Annotated in this window: 21 protein-coding genes and 1 pseudogene; 13 read left to right on the top strand and 9 right to left on the bottom strand. The window is 71.2% G+C overall.

The window, feature by feature from the left end:
• Positions 1–114 precede the first annotated feature (114 nt).
• Complete coding sequence (locus ABGB21_RS23335) at positions 115–372, bottom strand: hypothetical protein (protein ID WP_347679514.1); 258 nt, start codon at positions 370–372, stop codon at positions 115–117.
• A gap of 319 nt (positions 373–691) precedes the next feature.
• Here ABGB21_RS23335 and ABGB21_RS23330 point away from each other — a divergent pair, with 319 nt between their 5' ends.
• The 5 genes and pseudogenes from ABGB21_RS23330 to ABGB21_RS23310 form a co-directional block, all read left to right on the top strand.
• Positions 692–1,348: a TnsA-like heteromeric transposase endonuclease subunit gene (locus ABGB21_RS23330; protein WP_347656938.1), complete on the top strand. Its 657-nt coding sequence runs from the start codon at positions 692–694 to the stop codon at positions 1,346–1,348.
• Positions 1,345–1,869 carry a hypothetical protein gene (locus tag ABGB21_RS23325; RefSeq protein WP_347656937.1) on the top strand — a complete coding sequence of 175 codons (525 nt, stop codon included), beginning with the start codon at positions 1,345–1,347 and terminating at the stop codon, positions 1,867–1,869. The genes ABGB21_RS23330 and ABGB21_RS23325 overlap by 4 nt, the downstream gene beginning before the upstream one ends.
• A complete protein-coding gene (locus ABGB21_RS23320) occupies positions 1,866–2,714 on the top strand; it encodes a hypothetical protein (RefSeq protein ID WP_347656936.1) in 849 nt (282 codons plus the stop codon). Before ABGB21_RS23325 ends, ABGB21_RS23320 begins: the two co-directional genes overlap by 4 nt.
• A 197-nt stretch (positions 2,715–2,911) precedes the next feature.
• Complete coding sequence (locus tag ABGB21_RS23315; RefSeq protein ID WP_347656935.1) at positions 2,912–3,838, top strand: class I SAM-dependent methyltransferase; 927 nt, start codon at positions 2,912–2,914, stop codon at positions 3,836–3,838.
• A gap of 158 nt (positions 3,839–3,996) precedes the next feature.
• Positions 3,997–4,419: pseudogene (locus tag ABGB21_RS23310) on the top strand (IS21 family transposase); the annotation flags it as partial.
• A gap of 22 nt (positions 4,420–4,441) precedes the next feature.
• Here ABGB21_RS23310 and ABGB21_RS23305 read toward each other — a convergent pair.
• Complete coding sequence (locus ABGB21_RS23305) at positions 4,442–4,762, bottom strand: integrase core domain-containing protein (protein ID WP_347656934.1); 321 nt, start codon at positions 4,760–4,762, stop codon at positions 4,442–4,444.
• A 923-nt stretch (positions 4,763–5,685) separates the two neighbouring features.
• On the opposite strand from ABGB21_RS23305, the gene ABGB21_RS23300 reads away from it, so the two are divergent.
• Entirely contained in the window at positions 5,686–5,985 is a 300-nt protein-coding gene (locus ABGB21_RS23300; protein ID WP_347656933.1) for a hypothetical protein, read from the top strand.
• A gap of 37 nt (positions 5,986–6,022) precedes the next feature.
• The gene (locus ABGB21_RS23295; protein WP_347656932.1) at positions 6,023–6,457 is read left to right on the top strand and encodes a site-specific integrase; all 435 of its coding nucleotides are present in this window, start codon (positions 6,023–6,025) and stop codon (positions 6,455–6,457) included.
• Positions 6,458–6,689: 232 nt separating this feature from the next.
• Here ABGB21_RS23295 and ABGB21_RS23290 read toward each other — a convergent pair whose 3' ends face one another.
• Entirely contained in the window at positions 6,690–7,256 is a 567-nt protein-coding gene (locus ABGB21_RS23290) for an HNH endonuclease (RefSeq protein ID WP_347679512.1), read from the bottom strand.
• Positions 7,257–7,280: 24 nt separating this feature from the next.
• On the opposite strand from ABGB21_RS23290, the gene ABGB21_RS23285 reads away from it, so the two are divergent.
• A complete protein-coding gene (locus ABGB21_RS23285) occupies positions 7,281–8,276 on the top strand; it encodes a tyrosine-type recombinase/integrase (RefSeq protein WP_347656930.1) in 996 nt (331 codons plus the stop codon).
• Positions 8,277–8,301: 25 nt separating this feature from the next.
• Here the strand turns inward: ABGB21_RS23285 and ABGB21_RS23280 are convergent, their stop codons facing one another.
• Positions 8,302–9,411: an epoxide hydrolase family protein gene (locus ABGB21_RS23280; RefSeq protein ID WP_347679510.1), complete on the bottom strand. Its 1,110-nt coding sequence runs from the start codon at positions 9,409–9,411 to the stop codon at positions 8,302–8,304.
• A gap of 114 nt (positions 9,412–9,525) precedes the next feature.
• On the opposite strand from ABGB21_RS23280, the gene ABGB21_RS23275 reads away from it, so the two are divergent.
• On the top strand, positions 9,526–10,002 hold the full coding sequence (locus ABGB21_RS23275; RefSeq protein ID WP_347679508.1) for a MarR family transcriptional regulator: 477 nt from the start codon (positions 9,526–9,528) through the stop codon (positions 10,000–10,002).
• A gap of 136 nt (positions 10,003–10,138) precedes the next feature.
• On the opposite strand, the gene ABGB21_RS23270 is transcribed toward ABGB21_RS23275, so the two are convergent.
• Entirely contained in the window at positions 10,139–10,636 is a 498-nt protein-coding gene (locus ABGB21_RS23270; RefSeq protein WP_347656927.1) for a MarR family transcriptional regulator, read from the bottom strand.
• 68 nt (positions 10,637–10,704) lie between these two features.
• Here ABGB21_RS23270 and ABGB21_RS23265 point away from each other — a divergent pair, with 68 nt between their 5' ends.
• Positions 10,705–11,955, top strand: a complete 1,251-nt coding sequence (locus ABGB21_RS23265) for an MFS transporter (RefSeq protein WP_347679506.1) — start codon at positions 10,705–10,707, stop codon at positions 11,953–11,955.
• A gap of 64 nt (positions 11,956–12,019) precedes the next feature.
• Here the strand turns inward: ABGB21_RS23265 and ABGB21_RS23260 are convergent, their stop codons facing one another.
• Complete coding sequence (locus ABGB21_RS23260) at positions 12,020–13,042, bottom strand: YafY family protein (RefSeq protein WP_347656925.1); 1,023 nt, start codon at positions 13,040–13,042, stop codon at positions 12,020–12,022.
• 131 nt (positions 13,043–13,173) lie between these two features.
• On the opposite strand from ABGB21_RS23260, the gene ABGB21_RS23255 reads away from it, so the two are divergent.
• Both ABGB21_RS23255 and ABGB21_RS23250 read left to right on the top strand, forming a co-directional pair.
• On the top strand, positions 13,174–14,172 hold the full coding sequence (locus ABGB21_RS23255; RefSeq protein WP_347679504.1) for a tyrosine-type recombinase/integrase: 999 nt from the start codon (positions 13,174–13,176) through the stop codon (positions 14,170–14,172).
• Between the two features lie 68 nt (positions 14,173–14,240).
• Complete coding sequence (locus ABGB21_RS23250) at positions 14,241–15,098, top strand: sugar nucleotide-binding protein (protein WP_347656923.1); 858 nt, start codon at positions 14,241–14,243, stop codon at positions 15,096–15,098.
• 48 nt (positions 15,099–15,146) lie between these two features.
• Here the strand turns inward: ABGB21_RS23250 and ABGB21_RS23245 are convergent, their stop codons facing one another.
• The gene (locus ABGB21_RS23245; RefSeq protein WP_347656922.1) at positions 15,147–15,521 is read right to left on the bottom strand and encodes a VOC family protein; all 375 of its coding nucleotides are present in this window, start codon (positions 15,519–15,521) and stop codon (positions 15,147–15,149) included.
• Between the two features lie 54 nt (positions 15,522–15,575).
• Positions 15,576–17,276: an acyl-CoA dehydrogenase family protein gene (locus ABGB21_RS23240; RefSeq protein WP_347656921.1), complete on the bottom strand. Its 1,701-nt coding sequence runs from the start codon at positions 17,274–17,276 to the stop codon at positions 15,576–15,578.
• Positions 17,277–17,448: 172 nt separating this feature from the next.
• Between ABGB21_RS23240 and ABGB21_RS23235 the strand changes: the two genes are divergently transcribed.
• Positions 17,449–17,907, top strand: a complete 459-nt coding sequence (locus tag ABGB21_RS23235; protein ID WP_347656920.1) for a hypothetical protein — start codon at positions 17,449–17,451, stop codon at positions 17,905–17,907.
• An 81-nt stretch (positions 17,908–17,988) separates the two neighbouring features.
• On the opposite strand, the gene ABGB21_RS23230 is transcribed toward ABGB21_RS23235, so the two are convergent.
• A complete protein-coding gene (locus ABGB21_RS23230; protein WP_347679528.1) occupies positions 17,989–18,618 on the bottom strand; it encodes a thymidine kinase in 630 nt (209 codons plus the stop codon).
• Between the last annotated feature and the right edge of the window lie 112 nt (positions 18,619–18,730).

Here is an 18,730-nt window from a genome sequence, read left to right as displayed (position 1 = left end):
TGCTGTCGTCGATCTTCACGTACAGTGCGGTCAAGAGGGTGTCCAGGTCTTGCGTCACAACATGATCTTGGATGCCCTCTCCTCATGCCTGGACATCGACCCCTGACTTCGGAACTACTCGTCTAGGTGCTCGATCCAGGCGGCGGCGTCGGGACGTCGTGCAGCGCGCGGGTCGACGCCAGCGATGGTGCACCATTCGATCCATGCGGCAAGGTCGCGCAGGTATGCGCGTTGAGTGTTGGGGGCATCAGCGTGTTCGCGCAGCCATCCGGCAGTGGCGGCGAGCACCTGCGTGTCGGCGCGGACGGTGGTGTCCGGGCCGAGGCCGGCGACACGGCGGCCGAGCGGTACCCACGGGGTCGCGGTAGTCACAGCCGGGACGATACGCCGACTGGCAGGAGGGGCGACAGGATAACCGTTCTTATCATGTGCTCATCGCCGCCCCTTGCCTCGTATCGACGATGGGTCTGTCCTGGCTGTTGTCGTCTGCCAGTTGATGTGAGGCACTGCCAGCGTGTCCGAGGCATGTCGCGGTTTCTGCCATTTAAGTTGAGGCACACCTTGATGGACTGCTTCAGCGAGAGCGGGTGGCGGTGCGCGCTGCGAGGGCGTTGGCTCCGGAGCGGCCGGCGATGAGTTCGAGCTGGTCTACATCGACACGGCTGGGGTTCGTCAGCGTGGGCCTCTGTCCTTGTGCTGGAGTGTTCCGTTCGAGCGTGCCGGTGCGGTACGCCAGTTCACGTCCCGCCGAGGTCAGCGCAGCTTTTCCGGGTTGTGGTTCTTCGCTACGAGCGGTGAGCATGTCGGGTTCGAATCTTGGCTGGAGCGTGACCGGCTGATGCTGCTGGACGCCGACCCGGATGTCGTCTCGGTTTCGTCGCAGCCGTTCTGGTTGTGCTGGCAGGACGAGGACGAACGGCCGGTACGGCATGCGCCGGACTACTTCGTCCGGCGGCGCGACGGAACCGCGGTGGTGATCGACGTCCGCGCCGACGACCGGATCGGACCCAAGGACGCGGCGAAGTTCGCGGCCACAGCGCGGGCCTGTGAGGCTGTCGGCTGGGGGTTTGAGCGGGTGGGCGCGCTGGATGCCGTGTTCGCGGCGAATCTGCGCTGGTTGTCGGGCTACCGGCACCGGCGGTATCACCAGCAGGTCCACGCTGATCATCTACGGCGGGTGTTCGCACGACCGGTCCCGCTGATGGAGGGCGCGAGCGCGGTCGGTGATCCGCTGGGAGTGCTGCCGGTGCTGTTCCACATGTTGTGGCTGCGGGAACTGCAGGCGGATCTGCGGTCGGCGGCGTTGAGCGAGACGTCGCTGGTGCGGGCGACGGGAGGGCTTCGATGACGGTGTCGCGGCCGCCGGTGCTGCGTATCGGTGACGAGGTTCGGCTCCGCGAGCAGGTGCACGTGGTGGATGGCCTGGCCGAGGGCCAGGTCCGGTTGCTCGACGTCGCCGGCGGCGCGGTGGTGATGCCGCTGAGCCGGTTGCTCACCGATCCGACGTTCAGGCTCGTTTCCGCAGTGCCTCCGGCGCCGTTGCCGCCGGCCGGCCTGCTGGATGGTCTGCCGGACGAGGCTGTCGAACAGGCTCGCCGGTGGGAGCGGCACATCGTGGAGGTGCTCACGGGTCGGCCCCCGGGCGCGGAGAAAGGCGCCCGGGGGCGGCCGGAGTTCGATCCGGAGACCCGCACGCTGCGGCAACGGGAGCTGGCCAAGGTCGCGGAGCTGGCCGGTCAGGGTGAGCAGGTCAGTTTCAAGACGTTGCAGCGGTTGCGGCGTGGGTACGAGCGTGAGGGTTTGTGGGCTCTGGTGGACCGCCGGTTCGCGCGGCTGTCGTCGCCGACCGGCGGGCCGATGAGCGGGTGATCGCGGCGATGGTGACCGCGATCGGGGAACAGACGCATCAGTCCACGGGCACGGCCACGCGGGTGCGGCGCCGCTCGCAGCAGATTCTCGCTGCTGAGTACGGTCCGGATGCGCCGCCGATGCCACCGGAGCGGACGTTTTACCGGCTGTTCGCGTCGCTGTCGGCCGGCAAGCACACCGTCGGATCGGCCCGGACCCGGCAGTCGGCGGCCAAGCGGCCGGACCGGCCGTTCGGGACGGTGACCGCGTTCCGGCCGGGTGAGTGGACGCAGATCGACTCCACGCCGTTGAACGTCCGGGTGGTGCTGGACACCGGTGAAACCGACCGGGTGGAACTGACTTGGCTGATCGATCTGGCGACGCGGACGATCCCGGCGGCGGTTCTGCGTCCTACGACGAAGGCCGCTGACGCGGCGGTGCTGTTGGCGAAGGCGATGACGCCGGAGCCGATGCGGCCCGGGTGGGTCGACGCGTTGCGGATGTCGAGGTCGGTGTTGCCGCACCGCCGGCTGACCGAACTGGACGAACGCCTTGAGCACGCTGCGGCCCGGCCGGTGATCGTTCCGGAGACGATTGTGTGTGATCACGGGAAGGCCTACATCTCGCGGACGTTCCAGAACGCGTGCCGGGCGATGGGGGGTTTCGATTCGGTGGACACGCTGTTCGCGCAGTATGTCGCCGGCTACTGTATGTCGGCTCCAGTGTCGAGCATCGGGGCCGACACGCTGAGAAGGACGCGGTCTGGTCGTTGGCCGAGTTGCAGGCGCTGCTGGACGAGTGGATCGTCGCGGTCTTTACCGACCGCAGGAGCTCGGATATCGGCTCTGAACTGCGACAACACATAGGATACATGTCCGCGATGGCGTTTCAACACCTGGCCTGGCCATCTCCACGGACCTTGAAGACCGAACGTCTTCTCCAGCACGACGCTAACGTCGGTGGACTTCCTGTCCGCGAGTTGACGCCGGCCCCAGGCCAGTCGCAGAGCTAAGCCGTGAGAAATTGGATAGTCCGATCCGCATGTCGTCGCTATGGTCGCGTGGTGGCATACCAGCACCCGCTCGCCTACACATTGGGGCTGGAGGGCGTGGCGTTGCTGCGTGCCTTCGCCGGCGACTACGACCGGGACTTCATCGAAGCGCGTATCAGCGAGGTCCGGCGCCTTCTGGACAGCCCGTCGCTGAACGGTGACGGAGTCATTGCGGCGCAGGTCGACACCGTCGACGGCTACAAGGTGTGGTCGGCGACCTATGATCAACCAGGCAACGGGCTGTTCGAGATCGAAGAACCCATCGTGCACGAGATCCTCGGCTCCCTGCCACCTGGCGTCGCCTTGGACGCGGCTTGCGGCACCGGCCGATACACCGAGTACCTCGCCAAGCAGGGCCACCGGGTTATCGGCGTCGACAGTTCCCCGGAAATGCTGGCTCACGCTCGTACGCGCGTTCCGAACGCGGAATTGCGGCAGGGCGACTTGGATCAGCTTCCCCTGCCTGACGATCACGTCGATGTCGTCGTGTGTGCGTTGGCGCTGACCCATCTTCCCGATGTCGGGCCGGCGATCACCGAGTTCGCCCGGGTCCTGCGTCCTGGCGGCCATCTGGTGATCACGGACGTGCACCACGAGCTCGTGGCATTGGGGTCAGTGCCGCGCGTTCGTTCTGCCGACGGTGATCCTGGGCTGCTGCCTGCGTTCCGTCATCGGGCCAGTGACTATCTGCGCGTCGCCTTGCCATTGGGCCTGCAGCTACGGCGTTGTGAGGAGCCTCGGATGTCCGGCGACGCCAGCGAGGACATGCCCGGGGAGATCGCGACAGGACCGTGGGACGTCTGGCCTTGGTCGCTGCTGGGCATCGTCCCGGCGGCAGCCGGCGCCGCCTGGGACGGAACACCGAGCCAGATCATCTGGCACTTTCAACTGGCTCCGAGCGCAACCGCGGCTGCGGCCCCTCCTTCCATTGCAAGCTGAGCCGGTTCCTGACGCCGCTTCATATCGATGTCCGCGGCCAGTAGATACTCCCCATAGGCGGCCATTTACCGCCCCGCTGGTGGCCGGGGATCTCCCCGTCGATGGCCAGATACCTCCCCGCTGATCATGTCCAAGTGCTGGTCGGCGAGGGTCGACCGGTGAAACGCGGCAGGGAGATCGTGGAAATTTTGGAGGCGTACGACCTCACGGGTAGTTACCGTGCGGCGGCTGAGTTGGCCGGGTGTGATCACCACACGGTGGCCCGGTTTGTGAAGTTGCGGAATGAGGGCCGTAGTCCCGAGGAGCGGCTGCATCGGGCTCGGTCGATCGATGAGTTTATGGACAAGATCGAGGAGTTGGTGGCGCGGTCGGGTGGTCGTGTCCGGGCGGACGTGGTCCACCGGCGGATCACCGCGATGGGCTTCGCCGGGGGTGAGCGCACGACCCGGCGGGCGGTCGCGGCGGTGAAGCAGGCTTGGCAGGCGGGTCAGCGGCGGGTGTTCCGCCCGTGGATTCCGGAGCCCGGTCTGTGGATGCAGTTCGACTGGGGCGAGGGTCCTCGCATCGGCGACCGTCAATCCCCTGGAATCGTGGAGGACTCGGTTATGCGGCCTGGTTCTCCAGGAGGCGGGTCGTTGATCGTTCGTAGTCGATCGGTGAGCGTCCGTCGCAGACGGAGTGGCGGCGTCGGCGGTTGTAGAAGTCGGTGATCCAGGTGGCGATCTTCAGCCGGGCCTCGGTACGGGTGCGGAACTGGTGACGGTGGACGTACTCGACCTTGATGGTGGAGAAGGTGGCCTCGGCCACGGCGTTGTCGAAGCACGAGCCGACCCGGCCCATCGACTGGCGTACCTTCCAGCGGGCGCACGCCCGGGCGAAGTCGGCCGAGCAGTATTCGCTGCCCCGGTCGCTGTGAAAGATCACCCGCGGCGACGTCGCCGCCGCGGGTGACCGCGGCCATGTTCAACGCGGCGACGACCGGGCCGGCGTCGTGCCGGTCGCCCATGGCGTAGCCGAGGATGTGCCGGGAGTACAGGTCGATGACGGTGGCGAGGTAGAGCTTGCCCTCGCCGGTGGCGATCTCGGTCATGTCGCCGCACCAGGCCACGTCCGGCGCGGGCGCGGTGAACTGGCGCTTGACCAGGTCCGGGACGGCTGGCCGGTTGCCCTGCCGGGTCAGCCCACGCCGGCGTCGTTTCGCTCTGGCGACGAGGCCGACCTCGGCCATGAGCTGGGCGATTGTGTTGTCCGACACCCGCCATCCCTGCTCGCGTAACTCGTCGCCGACGCGTGGGCTGCCGTAGGTGCCGCCTGAGGCGTCGAAGACGCGCCGGACCGCGTCCGTCAGCCTGGTTCTACGGTCCTGGCGGGGTGTCGGCGGACGGTCCCGCCACTTGTAGAACCACGACTCGGACACCCCCAGGGCCCGGCAGGCCACCGCGTGCGGCACGTCGTGCTCGGTCCTCTGGGCAGCGACGAAGGCGGCCACGCTCACCGGCCCGTCGCTTCCTTGACCCACAGGACCACAGATCGCTTGAGAACTCACGCTCCATCGCCAGCTCAGCGTTCTCCCGCCGCAACCGCGCCAGCTCGGCCCGCTCGTCCTCGGCCAGCTGCCCGGCAGCGGCTTCGCCACGAACCACCCGATCCTGCTGCACCCAGTTGGCCAGGGTACCGCTGTTGATCCCCAGATCACGCGCTACCTGCGCGATCGACTTCCCGGTCTCACGCACGATCCGGACCGCCCCAGCGCGGAACTCCGGATCGAATCGGCGTCTCGTCTCAACCATGAACCTCTATCCCTCAAGCTCTGGCCTCCACGTTACGAGGGGAACCACAATGGGTGGGTGGCCCGCAACCCGGCCGCTGTGGTGAGGCGGCCCAAGGTCAAGGCCCACTCCACCACCGCCGGGCTCACTCGTCACGAAGTCGACCTGTTGCTCGCCCAGGCCGACACTGAAGTTGCCGACCGCGCCGAGCGCTGGGAGAAGGCGCCGACGCCGGCCCGGCGCGCCCGGTACCTGGCGGCGTTGCGCGACCGCGCGTTGCTACGGCTACTCGCTGATCTCGGGCTGCGCATCGGTGAGGCCCTCGACCGCGACATCAACGACCTAAGTAAGCCACAACGCGGGGCAACGGACGCTTAAGTTCCTCGGCAAGGGCGCTCAGGAGCGAGAGCGGCCGATGCCTACGCACACGCTGGAGGCGCTCCACGAGTATCTCGACGTCCGAGCGGCCACCACCCACAGCGCCATCGACGCGTTAAACGGCCCGCTGTTCGCCACTACTGGCGTTGACGGTCAGCCAGGCCGGCTCGCCGAGCCCAACGTCTTCGTCTGGCTGCGCAACCTCGCCAGAGCCGCTGGCGTTCCGTCGGCAGACCGGCTGTCACCGCATTCGCTGCGGCACGCGTTCGCCACCTCGGCCCGCGCCGAAGGAGTGCCGTTGGAGGACGTGCAGGATGCAATGGGCCACGCCGACCCCCGCACGACCCGCCGCTACGACCGCGATAGGTACAACCTCGACCGTGACCCCGCCCACATTCTCGGCCAGCGCCGAATATCCCGCAGGCTGATGCCAGCAGCGCCGACCGACATCAGCGAGGATGGCGCAGCGTAATGGAGTCGGACGAGAACGTAGTTGCGGATCATCGTCACCGACGGACGCGACCAAGACGACCGGCCCCATCCAGTGGCGGAGTACGACCGACCAGTTGGGATCCGGTATAGACAGCTGGCCAGTCCGTGAGATCACTGACGTTTGATGTCGTTTTCACTGACGTTCCAATGTCGTTCTACAGCCCGGGCGGGGGATCGGGAGTGAGCGCCAGGCCGACCGCTGGCGGTCGGTGTCAGTGGTCCGTCGTACGGCCGTAGCTGGCGCGGCCCTCGGCAACCTGGCGCGCCTGCCGCTCGCGCCACCGCTTCTGCGCCTCGGCGTTGCACTGTCGACAGGTCCTGCGATAGCGGCCGGTACGGGCGTCGACCTCGCGGTCGTGGCCGTTGCGGCACCGAGGATGCTGTCTCCGGCTACGGCAGTTGTCGGCGTGACCGATCTGCCGCAGGTGGGTCGGCTCGATGCAGTCCGGCACACCGCAGACCTGGTCGACCTCCAACCCGGGGTCGTAGTCGCCGACGAAGGCGACGTACGCGGCGATGTGCGCCCAGGCCCGACCCGCGACCTTCTGGTGCACTCCCCGCCGGCTGCCGTAGCCACGGATGACGAGGCAGCCGTCCTGGGTACGCGCCGAGCGCTCCAGCAGGTACGTCCGGAGTGTTTCCTCGGTGAAGTGGCGGGACAGGCCCCTGATCTGGGAGAGCACGTCGGGAGGATAGCGGGCGTCCGCGATGTTTCCGTGCTCGTCGCCGGTGTGATCCACGTCGGCGTCCAGCCGGGCGTGGCTGGGTGTGCGATCCACCGCCGAGCTGGGAACCTTCTTTACATGCCGTCTTCCGAGATCGTGCCCCGCGGGTCGGGTGGTCTGGCGCTCATCGCCGCCGGGTCGGCCGACTTCACCGACGCCTGGTTGGACAACCGGCGGCTGTCCGACCACACCCGCGACGCGTACCGGCGGGACGTCGCCGACTGGCTGAACTGGTGCGCAGGCCGCGACCTGGACCCGCTACGGGCCACATTCCTCGACGTCAACGCGTACGCCCGGCAGTTGGAGGTGACGGTGGGGCGGCGCAGTGGTCGCCCGCTCACCCCGGCCACCGTCGCCCGCCGCCTCTCCGCCCTGTCCAGTTGGTACGACTTCCTGGTCAAACTGCGGGCGGTCGACGCCAATCCGGTGGCCGGCGCCGACCGGCCGCGGGTCGACCGGGACCATTCCGGCACCGTCGGGCTGACGCCGGAGGAGGTCGACGCGCTGGTGGCCGCGGCCGAGGCCGACACCGGGCCGACCGCCGCGCGGAACCGGGCCACCATCGCTCTGCTGGCCGACCTCGGGCTGCGGGTCGGCGAGCTGATCTCACTCGACCTGGTCGACCTCGGGGTCGAGCGGGGGCATCGAAGCATCCGCTTCGTCGGCAAGGGAGGCAAGGTCCGTCGTCGCGCCCTCGCCCCCGGCACCGCGTACGCGGTGGACGCCTGGCTGGCCGCCCGGGCCGCCAGCCAGGGGTTGACCGTGCCGGCGTTGACGGGTCCGCTGCTGGTCACCGCGACCGGTGCGCGGCTTGACCACAACGCGGTGTTCCGGCTGGTCCGACGACTCGCCCGGGCCGCCGGCATCCCCGCCTGGGCACGACTCTCCCCACACTCACTGCGACACGCCTTCGCCACCACCGCCCGCGCCGAAGGCGTACCACTCGAAGACGTCCAGGACGCGATGGGACACGCCGACCCCCGCACCACCCGCCGCTACGACCGCGACCGACACAACCTCGACCGCGACCCCTCCTACACCATCGCCGCCGCCCGCGCCCGCCGCCGCGGCTGACGGGACGCGGGTCGACGGTGTCCGCCTATCCGGCGGCGACCAGGGAGTCGTCCGGGCGGCGGGCGAGGAAGAAGTCCCGGACGTCGCCGGCGAGCAGGTCGGGCACCTCCATGGCGGCGAAGTGGCCGCCCCGGTCGAACTCCGACCAGTGCCTGATGTCGTACAGCCGCTCGGCGAGCGGCCGCACCGACTGCGTGATGTCGTGTGCGAAGACCGCCACGCCGACCGGTACCGGACACGGCAGGGGTCGCCCCCGTGGCACATCGTGGTGCAGCCGCGCCGAGGAGGCCGCGGTGGCGGTCAGCCAGTAGAGCGAGATGTTGGTGAGCATCCGGTCGTCGCTGACCGGTGTGGCGGGGTCGGTCCACTGCGCGAAGCGTTCGGCGATCCAGACCAGCTGGCCGACCGGCGAGTCGGTCAGCGCGTAGCCGATGGTCTGTGGGGTGAGGGCCTGCAGCGCCTGGTACGGCGGCCGGTTCGCCATCAGCTGCCTGACCTTGTCCAGCCGGGCTTCGTCCGTCGCGGACAGCTGGACGTCAGCGTCCGGGTCCGGCCGGGTCGGCAGGTAGTTGACGTGCACGCCGACGACCTGCTCGGGTGCCACCGCGCCGAGCGCCAGGGATATGCCCGCGCCGAAGTCGCCACCCTGGGCGCCGTAGCGCTCGTACCCGAGCCGGCGCATCAGCTCGGCCCAGGCGTGGGCGATCCGGACGGCGTCCCAGCCGCGTTCGTGGGTCGGGCCGGAGAAGCCGTAGCCCGGGATCGACGGGATCACCAGGTGGAAGTCGCGCGAGAGCGGCTCGATCACGTCGAGGAACTCCAGGAACGACCCGGGCCAGCCGTGGGTGAGGATCAGCGCGAGGGCGTCCGGGTTCGCGGACCGGACGTGGACGAAGTGGATGTTCTGGCCGTCGATCTCTGTGGTGAAGTGGGGGAGTCGGTTGAGTTCGGCTTCGTGTGCGCGCCAGTCGTAGCGTGTGCGCCAGTGTTCGGCCAGCTCCTTGAGCCGCGTGAGTGGGAAGCCGTAGTCCCATCCGGCGTCGGTGACCTCGTTCGGCCACCGGGTGCGGGTGAGTCGGTCGGTCAGGTCGTCGAGGTCGACCTGGAGGATGTCGATGCGGAACGGCTTGATCATGGTTGGACACTCCAGGGGCATTCGTTCGGACAGCAAACGTTAGTAGCACTAACGTTTGCTGTCCGAACGATAACACAATCGTTGGGGCCACCAACAGTTCGTTAGGCTTGTCGCATGCAGAACCCGTCCGAGAAGACACCCGCCGGCTGGGAGAGCCTGCCCAGCTGGCTGCTCACCCAGACCGCCCAGCACGCGCACCGTCTGGTGGGCGACGCGTTCTCGGTGGTGCACGCCCGTGGCTACCACTACCGACTGCTGGCCACGCTGGAGACGTTCGGCCCGGCCAGCCAGGCCGCCCTGGGCCGCCGCAGCGGCATCCACGTCAGCGACATGGTCGCGACGATCAACGAACTCGCCGACCGCGGCCTGGTCGAGCGCGCCCCCGACCCCGCCGACCGGCGACGCAACATCATCTCCCTGACGGCGGCGGGTCAGCGGCAGCTGCGGCGCCTGGAGGAGCGGTTGGCCGAGTGCCAGGACGAACTGCTGGCACCGTTGTCCGCAGAGGAACGACAGCGGTTGACCGAACTGTTGTCCCGACTGTTGGACCACCACCGGCGGACCGGGACCCCCGAGGAGCCGTGGCGCTGACCGGGAACACCCGCGCGGGATCTGGATTCCCGGCCGTGTCCGGTCCAGTCAGGCTCGCCAGGGTTTCTCCCCCGACGCCGTACCGCAGGGGCTTGCCGGGGGGAGGGATCTCCGCTGCCGGACCGACCGGGGTGGGTCAGGACGGCGGCTGTTCGGCGGCGAGCATCACCCGGCGCAACAGGTCGGCGAGGGTCCGCCGTTCGGCGACGGTCAGCACGCCGAGCAGCCGCCCCTCCTCGTGTCCGAGGATGTCCATCGCGTCGAGCCAGGCGGCGTGTCCCTCGTCGGTGAGCTCGATGTCGACCCGGCGCCGGTCGGCGCTGGACGGCGTACGTCGGGCGTAGCCGCGGGTGACGAGCGCGTCGACTCTGGCGGTCACCGACGGCGGGGCGACGTTGAGGTCGTCGGCGAGCTGGGACGGCACCGCCCGGCCGTGTCGACCGGCCAGGGCGTGCAGGGTTTCGAACTCGTGCCGTTGCAGGTCGAAGTCGGCGAGTGCCTTCTCCTTGAACCGCCGCAGATGACGGGAGAGCAACTTCACTCGGGTCACCGCCCCCTCGACGTCCGGGTCGAGCGTGGGCAGTACCGGCAGCCAGCGGGCGACGTGGCTGTCGGTGCGGTCCTGGGGTTCCACGCCACGATCCTACGTCGATACGAAATTATTCGTTGACGAAAAGTTCGACGCCGAAGTAGTTTGCCAACGTGACCTTCTCGCTCCGACCACGGCCCTTCCACCTGCTCTTTCTCGGGCGTACCCTCTCGGCGCTCGGTGACGCCGTCGTGCCGGCCGCGCTCGCCCTCGCCGTACTCCGGGCCACCGGGTCCAGTTCCGCGCTCGCCTTGGTGCTCGGCTGCGCCCTGGTGCCGAAACTGCTGCTCCTGCCGCTCGGCGGCGTACTCGCCGACCGGTTCGACGCCCGCGCCGTCGCGATCGGCGCCGACCTGGCCCGGTGCCTGACCCAGGTGGTCGTCGGGGTCGAACTGCTCGGCGGCGAGCCGGCGCTGGCCATGATCGCCGCAGCCTCCGCGGTCGGCGGTGTCGCCGGCGCGTTCGCCATGCCGACCGCCGCGCCGCTGATCACCGGAACGGTGGACGGGCCGGAACGGCAGCGGGCCAATGCCGCGCTCGGCGCCGCCACCGGCGCCGTCCGACTGGTCGGTCCCGCGTTGGCCGGCCTGGTGATCTGGGCGGCCGGCCCCGGCTGGGCGTTTGTCCTCGACGGGGCCACCTTCGCCGCCAGCGCCGCGCTGCTCGCGGTGATCCGGGTACGACGTGCCCCGATCGCCCGCCGGTCGCTCCTGGCCGACCTGCGCGAGGGTTGGACCGAGGTCAGGTCCCGCGACTGGTACTGGGTCAGCCTGGTCGCGCACGGCGTCTGGAACGGTGCGGCGGCGGTACTGGTCACCCTCGGTCCGGCGGTCGCCGTCGACCGGCTGGGCGGTGAGTTCGTCTGGGTGCTCGTCCTGCAGGCGGGTGCCGTGGGGCTACTGGTCGGGTCGGTGCTCGCCGCCCGGTTCCGGCCGCGGCGACCGGTCCTGGTGGCGAACCTGGGGCTGGCCACGTACGCGATGCCGCTGGTCCTGCTCGCCGCCGCCGCTCCCGGCTGGACCGTGGTCGTCGCCTACGGGGTCGCCCTGACCGCCCTCGGATTCCTCAACCCGCTGTGGGCGACGGTGGTCCAGACCGAGATCCCGCCGCACGTGCTGGCCCGGGTCAGCTCCTACGACTGGCTCTGCTCCCTGGCGGCGGCGCCGCTCGGCTACGCGCTCGCCCCGTTCGCCGCCGAGGCCTGGTCGACCGCGACCCCGCTCGTAATGGCCGCGGTCGCGGTGGCGGTGGCCTGTGTCGGCACCGCCGCGGCCCCCGGAGTCCGTCGGCTCGGCACCACTGCACCCGGGCCCGAGCCGGCCGCGACGCAGGCTCTTCCCGAGCCGGCCGGCGTGCCGCGATGACGGCACCACCCGTCCGGTTACCGCACCGACCGTCCGGCCACGCCGCCGAAGCCGGCCAGGGGACTCATTCGCCGGCTCCGGACGGGCGGTAGTGGCCGTACAGCGACCGCGCGGTGGCGGCGAAGACATCCCGCAACTCCGGCGGAGACAGCACCTCCGCGTCGGCGCCGAGTTTGAGCAGCTCGACGTGGCCGTGCCGGACCGACTCGATCGGCACCACGGTCCGCAGCCAACCGTCGGCGTCGACCGGCCCGGCCGCCTCCCGGGCCCGACGCGACATCTCCGGCGGAAAGATGAACGGCATCCGGTCCAGCGCCTCGGCCCGCATCCGTACCACCGCCTCGGCCTGGTACACCCCCTCCTCGTAGCGCCGGCTCCAGCCCGCCCAGAAACCGGCCAGGTCGAAGTCGGCCGGCCGGTGGAACGTCTCGTCACGTACCTCCAGATCGAGCACGCTACCGACCCGGTAGGCCCGGACCTGGTCGACGGTTCCCGGGCCGGCCGGCGTAACCGGGTCGAGGTGTCGGGCCACCAGATACCAGCGGCCGGCCTTGAGGACCAGGCCCAGCGGACCGAGCCGGCGGGTCACCTCTCGGGGGGTCTTCCATCGGCGGTACCGGATCTCGACCACCCGTTCGGTCCAGACCGCGGTGGCGAGCGCGGCCAGGTGCGGCACCGGCTCGGCCCGGCGGAACCAGCCCGGGGCGTCCAGGTGGAACCGGTCCCGGATCCGGCCGGCCCGGTCACCGAGTTCCCCGGGCAGCGCGGCCCGCAGTTTCAGTTCGGCGGCGGTGACCAGCCCGCCGAGCCCGAGTTCGGCGGCCGGCCCCGGTATCCCGGTCAGGAACAGCGACTCCGCCTCGTCCGGGGTCAGCCCGGTCAGCCGCGTCCGGTAACCGTCGAGCAACTGGTAGCCACCGGCCGGTCCACGGTCGGCGTACACCGGGACACCCGCGGAGCCGAGCGACTCCACGTCCCGGTAGATCGTCCGCACCGACACCTCGAGCGCGGTGGCCAGTTCCTGGGCGGTCATCCGTCCCCGAGTCTGCAGGAGCAACAGCAGGGAAACCAGCCGGGCGGCGCGCACCGGGTCAACCTAACCCGGACGGCCGACGCCCGGGCCGCCGGCGGCGGCCCGGGCTGTTCCGGCTGTCGGGTCCGGGATTGGCCGGGCGCGCCTGCCGCACCGGCACCGGATCGGCTGGGAACCTTTCTCACGTGTCACGATCCGTCCCTGTTTTCACCCGCCGGTCGGCCGCCCCGCCGGCCCGTGGCGACGGTGCCGCCGACTTCACCGAGGCGTGGCTGCGTAACCGTCGGCTCTCCGAACACACCCGGGCGGCGTACCGGCGGGACATCGCCGGCTGGCTCGGCTGGTGCGCCGACCGGGAACTCGACCCGCTGGCCGCGGGTTTCCTGCACGTGAACGCGTACGCCCGCGACCTGGAGTCGAGCGCCGACCCGCGTACCGGCCGGCGGTTGACCCCGGCCACCGTCGCCCGCAAGCTCTCCGCGCTGTCGAGCTGGTACACGTTCCTGGGCCGGCTCGGCGCGGTGGAGGCGAATCCGGTCTCCGGTGCCGACCGGCCGCGGGTCGACCGGGACCACTCGGCCACCGTCGGCCTGACCTCGGAGGAGGTCGACGCCCTGCTCGCCGCCGCCGAGGCCGACACCGGACCGTACGCGGCCCGCAACCGGGCGGTGCTGGCCCTGCTCGCCGACCTCGGGCTGCGGGTCGGCGAACTGGTCTCGTTGGACCTGGCCGACCTCGGCCACGAACGGGGGCACCGCAGTGTGCGGTTCGTCGGCAAGGGCGGACGTGCGCGCCGCCGGGCGTTGACCCCCGGGTCGGCGTACGCGGTGGACGCCTACCTGGCGGCCCGGGCGGCGGCCGAGCGGCGTCCCGTCGAGCAGCTCGACGGGGCGCTGCTGGTCACCGCAAGCGGGAACCGGCTGGACCGACACGCGGTGTTCCGGCTGGTCCGACGACTCGCCCGGGCCGCCGGCATCCCCGCCTGGGCACGACTCTCCCCACACTCACTGCGACACGCCTTCGCCACCACCGCCCGCGCCGAAGGCGTACCACTCGAAGACGTCCAGGACGCGATGGGACACGCCGACCCCCGCACCACCCGCCGCTACGACCGCGACCGACACAACCTCGACCGCGACCCCTCCTACACCATCGCCGCCGCCCGCGCCCGCCGGCACGGCTGACCGGTCCCGGGACCGGCTGCCACGCGGGTGGCCGCCGCCGGTGCCGGGGCGGTTGTAGGGTCACCCGGATGACGCGACGACTTCTGGTCACCGGGGCCACCGGCTATCTGGGGCGGCGGGTGTACCAGCGGGCGACGGCGGCCGGCTGGTCGGTGGTCGGCACGTACCACGCCGGGCCGGCGGAGACCGGCGACGAACGGTGGGACGTCCGGGACCCGTCGGCGGTACGCCGGTTGATCGCCCGGATCCGTCCCGACGTGGTGGTGCACGCGGCGACCGGACGTGACCGCGACGACTGGCGTACGACGGCCGACGGTGCCGCCCACGTGGCGGTCGCCGCCGCGGCGGCGGGGACACGGCTGGTCCACGTCTCCAGCGACGCGGTCTTCTCCGGGCGGGACGTGCACTACGACGAGGAGGCGTTGCCGGATCCGGTCCACCGGTACGGGGCGGCGAAGGCCGCCGCCGAGACGGCGGTCCGGGCGGTGGCTCCGGACGCGGCGGTCGTCCGGACCTCCCTGGTGCTCGGCGACGGTCAGGGCGCGCACGAGCGGCTGACCCACGACCTGGTGTCCGGGCGGTTGTCCGGCGCCCTGTTCACCGACGAGATCCGCAAACCGGTGCACGTCGACGACCTCGCCGACGCGCTGCTGGAGTTGGCCGGCAACGGATACCGTGGCGTGCTGAACGTGGCCGGCCCGGACGTGGTCAGCCGCTACGATCTCGGGCTGCTGGTCGCGGCGCGCGACGGGCTTGATCCGGCTGCGGTGCCGGCGGCCCGTCTCGCCGACCTGGGTGTCCGTCGTCCGGGTGACGTCCGGTTGCGGCTGGAGCGGGCCACCGCGCTGCTGCGTACCCGGTTGCGGGGCGCCCGGGAGTTCCTGACGGCCGCCGGCGGCAGCCCCATCGCCCGGGCCCGTGGCTGAGCGGGTGGCCCGACGGCGGGCCCGGGCAGCGGTGGGTGACGGCGCCGGTCAGTCCTGCGACCGCAGACAGATGCAGAACGGGTGGCCGACCGGATCGGTCAGCACCCGCCACCGCTCACCGCCCGGCTGGAAGTCCGGCCGGGCGGCGCCCGCCTCGAGGCAGGCCGCCTCGGCCTTGTCCAGGTCGTCGACGTAGACGTCGACGTGGTAACGCTTGCCGGCCGTGGTGTCGGGCCAGGCCGGCGGCCGGTACCCCTCGACCAGGCCGAATCCGAGCGAGGAGTGTCCGTCGCTGATCATCGCGTACTCGTCCGCGCTGGCGGTTATCTCCCAGCCGAGCAGCCGGTGGTAGAACTCGGCGTGCGCGCGGGGGTCGGAGCTGTCGAAGTTGACCATGATGAGGTCGCCGATGCTGTTCGTCATACCGGTCAGCCTGCCCGGCGTACCTGACATCTCCTGTCAGGTACGCCGGGCGATTCAGCAGAGCAGGTCGAGTTCGTGGTGCGCGTCGGCGGCGATGTCACCGCCGCGCAGCCGCCGACGCGCCCAGAGCCGGGCGGCGACCTCCGCCGCCTCGTCGCCCCAACTCGCCTGCTCGACCAGGAGCGCGGTGGTCAGCAGGTGCGCCATCCGCAGGGCGAGCCCCCGCGCCCCGGCGACCGCGCCGACCGCCTCCGGGGTCACCTCGGCGAGTGTGGCCCGCAGCTCGGCCGTGCCGGTGGCGAGCGCGTCGGCCAGCCCCCGGTGCAGCCGCCGGGCCGCGTCGGTCGCCGCGTCGAGCCGGCCCAGCAGCGGCACCGCACCGTCGTCGCGGACCACCGCCCGCAGCACGTCCAGGGCGAGCACGTTGGTGGTGCCCTCCCAGATCGGCAGCACCTGGGCGTCCCGCAGCAGCCGGGGGATCCCGGTGTCCTCGACGTACCCGGCACCGCCGAAGCACTCGACGTACTCGCTGGCGGCCGCGACCGCCAGCCGGGCGGTGGCGAGTTTGGCCAGCGGTGCCACGATCCGCAGTTCGACCGCGGCCGCCGGGTCGGCCCCGACCTCGACCTGGCCGAGCAGCGTGAACGCGTGCCCGGCCAGCATGAACGCGCCGGCGGTGTCGACCGCGAGTTCGCCGAGCGTGGCCCGGTGCAGCGGTGCGTCGCCGAGTCGGCCACCGGCGACCTGACGGGCGTCGGCGTACGCCCGCGCGTACGCCAATCCCCGGCGCATCCCGGCGGCGGCCGCCGCCGCGTTGTGCAGCCGGGTCACCACGACCAGCGTCATCGCCCGGGCCAGACCCGGCTGGGCGGGATCACCCAGCGGCCAGGCGTACGCGTCCCGCAGGCCGATCTCCGCCGTCGGCAACGCGCGGGTACCCAGCTTGTCCTTCAGTCGGTGCAGGGTGACCCCGGGGGCCGGGGCGGCCGGATCCGCACCCGGCCCGGCGAGCGGCGAGTCGGCGGCGTAGCGCGGCACCAGGAACGGAACGAGGACGCGGCTGCCGGCGCCGGCGCCCTCCGGTCGGGCCAGCGCGACCGCCAGGGTCGAGTCGGCCGCCGAGCAGAACCACTTCTCGCCGGTCAGCCGCCACGAGCCGTCGTCGGCAGCCCGGGCGACGGTGTTCGACCGGGCCAGGTCGGAGCCACCCTGGGACTCGGTCATCCACTGCCCGCTGAACGCCACCCGGGCCGGGTCGGTGCTGGTCAGCCGGGGCAGCCAGACGTCGCGGACCGTCGGATCGACCTCGGGGCGGGCCAGCAGCGCGGCGGCGCCGTCGCTCATCGCCACCGGGCAGGAGAAGGTCGCCGACTCCGGCCCGTACAGGTGCAGCAGCGCGTGCTGGACGACCCGGGCCGCCGCACCCCAGGTGGCCCGGGCCTCCGGCTGGTAGGGCAGGGCGACGACGGCGTGCCGGGCCGCCGCGTCGCGCTGCGCCCGCCAGCCGGCCGACGTCTCGATCCGGTCGACCCGGGCTCCCCAGCCGTCGTAGCGGACCAGGGTCGGCGGATGCGTCTCGGCGTCCAGGTGCGCGGCCCGCAACGGGCCGGTGACGTCGGTGGCGAGCGCGGCCAGCCGGGACGCGGCGGCGGTGTGTCCATCGACGCCGAGCCGCCGGTCGAGCCAGGAACGCAGGAGTCGGTCGCCGAAGTACGGGTCGGGCGGGGCCGGCACCGTCTGGACGTAGCGCACCATCGCTGGCTCCTCGGGTTTCGCGGGGACACCGGGGTGCCGGGCCCCGGGTGGGTCGGGGTGGTCCCGACGCTAGACCACCAACCGGTCGCGGAGAGCGTCACGTTGATCACCGATCGACAACAAGGCTGGCGGTTCGCTGCGCCGTACCGGACCGCTGTCTAGCGTCGGTGCCATGGGGAACGAGCCGTTGTGGCGTCGTCCGGGTCGGCGGCCGAGTCGGACCCGGGGCCTGTTGGCGCTGGTCGCCGCCGGTCTCTTTCTCTGCTGTGTCGGGGCGGGCGGGTTGGGCGCCTGGAACTTCCAGCACCTGCGGCAGTCCTCGTCGGCGGCCCAGCAGGAGGCGGAGGCGTTCCTCGACGAGGTCGTCGGCGGCGACCCGGACGGCGCCTACGACCGGCTCTGCGGAGACACCCGCGCACGGTGGAGCCGGGAGGAGTTCGTCCGGCGGCTCGCCGTGCCCCCGACGATCACCCGGTACGACATCGACGACGTCTCGGTCTCGACCGACCAGGGACAGTCGCGGGCGACAGTGGCGGCGAAGCTGACCCGTCGGTCCGGCGCGGTGGACCGACGAGAGATCCCGATGGTCCGCGACGGTGACCGGTGGCGGGTCTGCGGCGACCCGTTCTGACCGCCGGCCACCACGCCCGAGACCGACCCGATCAGGCGCGGCGCCGTCACGGACCGGTGGCCGCCGCGCGATCCGGCTGGGTCAGCGCCCCCGGCCCAGGTCGCCGCTGCGGTAGTGCTGCCGGCAGAGCACCTGGTAGCGCACCTCGGCCTCGTCGACGGTGTCTCCGATCAGGACCTGCTCGCCCTCCCGGGTCACCGCCCCGCCGACCACCCGGGCGTTGAGCAGCCCCTGCCGGCCGCACCAGCAGAGCACCTCGACCTGGATCCGGGTCACCTCGTCGGCGAGTTCGAACAGCCGCTGCGCGGCCGGGAACAGGCAGGACCGGAAGTCGGTGGCCAGACCGAACGCGAAGACGTCGATGTCGTAGCAGTCGACCAGTTCCGCCATCTGCTCGACGTGCCGCACCGTGTAGAAGCACGCCTCGTCGCAGATCAGGTAGTCGATCCGGTCACCGTCGGCGAGCCGGGAGCGGACGAGTGCGCACAGGTCGAGGTCGTCGGTGACCTCGATCGCCTCGTGCGCCAGCCCGATCCGGGTGGTGATCTGCGGGCCGAGTGACCGGTCGATACGGGTCAGCACCAGCCCCCGCCGGCCCTGCCGGGCGTGGTTGTAGTTCATCTGCAGGGCCATCGTCGACTTGCCGCAGTCCATCGGGCCCCAGAAGAACTTCAACGCGGCGCCGTGCCGCAGCCGACCGTCCCCGGCCACGGCGCAGACGGAGGAGAGCGGGGACCCGGCGGCGGGCTCGGGGTGGCGGGCACGGCTGTCGTCGGTCACGGTCCGGGAGCCTAGGACAACCGGCGGTTCCCGTTCGAACCGC

The sequence above is a fragment of the Plantactinospora sp. B24E8 genome (assembly GCF_039871735.1).
GTDB lineage: Bacteria > Actinomycetota > Actinomycetes > Mycobacteriales > Micromonosporaceae > Plantactinospora.
This window is presented reverse-complemented; position numbering and strand designations above follow the sequence as displayed.

What these genes read in the sequence shown, in the direction of transcription:
- ABGB21_RS23275 (WP_347679508.1), top strand. Translation starts at nt 9,526, where the DNA reads ATGCAGAACCCGTCCGAGAAGACACCCGCCGGCTGGGAGAGCCTGCCC.
- ABGB21_RS23235 (WP_347656920.1), top strand. Translation starts at nt 17,449, where the DNA reads ATGGGGAACGAGCCGTTGTGGCGTCGTCCGGGTCGGCGGCCGAGTCGG.
- ABGB21_RS23285 (WP_347656930.1), top strand. Translation starts at nt 7,281, where the DNA reads ATGCCGTCTTCCGAGATCGTGCCCCGCGGGTCGGGTGGTCTGGCGCTC.
- ABGB21_RS23240 (WP_347656921.1), bottom strand. Translation starts at nt 17,276, where the DNA reads ATGGTGCGCTACGTCCAGACGGTGCCGGCCCCGCCCGACCCGTACTTC.
- ABGB21_RS23245 (WP_347656922.1), bottom strand. Translation starts at nt 15,521, where the DNA reads ATGACGAACAGCATCGGCGACCTCATCATGGTCAACTTCGACAGCTCC.
- ABGB21_RS23325 (WP_347656937.1), top strand. Translation starts at nt 1,345, where the DNA reads ATGACGGTGTCGCGGCCGCCGGTGCTGCGTATCGGTGACGAGGTTCGG.
- ABGB21_RS23250 (WP_347656923.1), top strand. Translation starts at nt 14,241, where the DNA reads ATGACGCGACGACTTCTGGTCACCGGGGCCACCGGCTATCTGGGGCGG.
- ABGB21_RS23280 (WP_347679510.1), bottom strand. Translation starts at nt 9,411, where the DNA reads ATGATCAAGCCGTTCCGCATCGACATCCTCCAGGTCGACCTCGACGAC.
- ABGB21_RS23295 (WP_347656932.1), top strand. Translation starts at nt 6,023, where the DNA reads ATGCCTACGCACACGCTGGAGGCGCTCCACGAGTATCTCGACGTCCGA.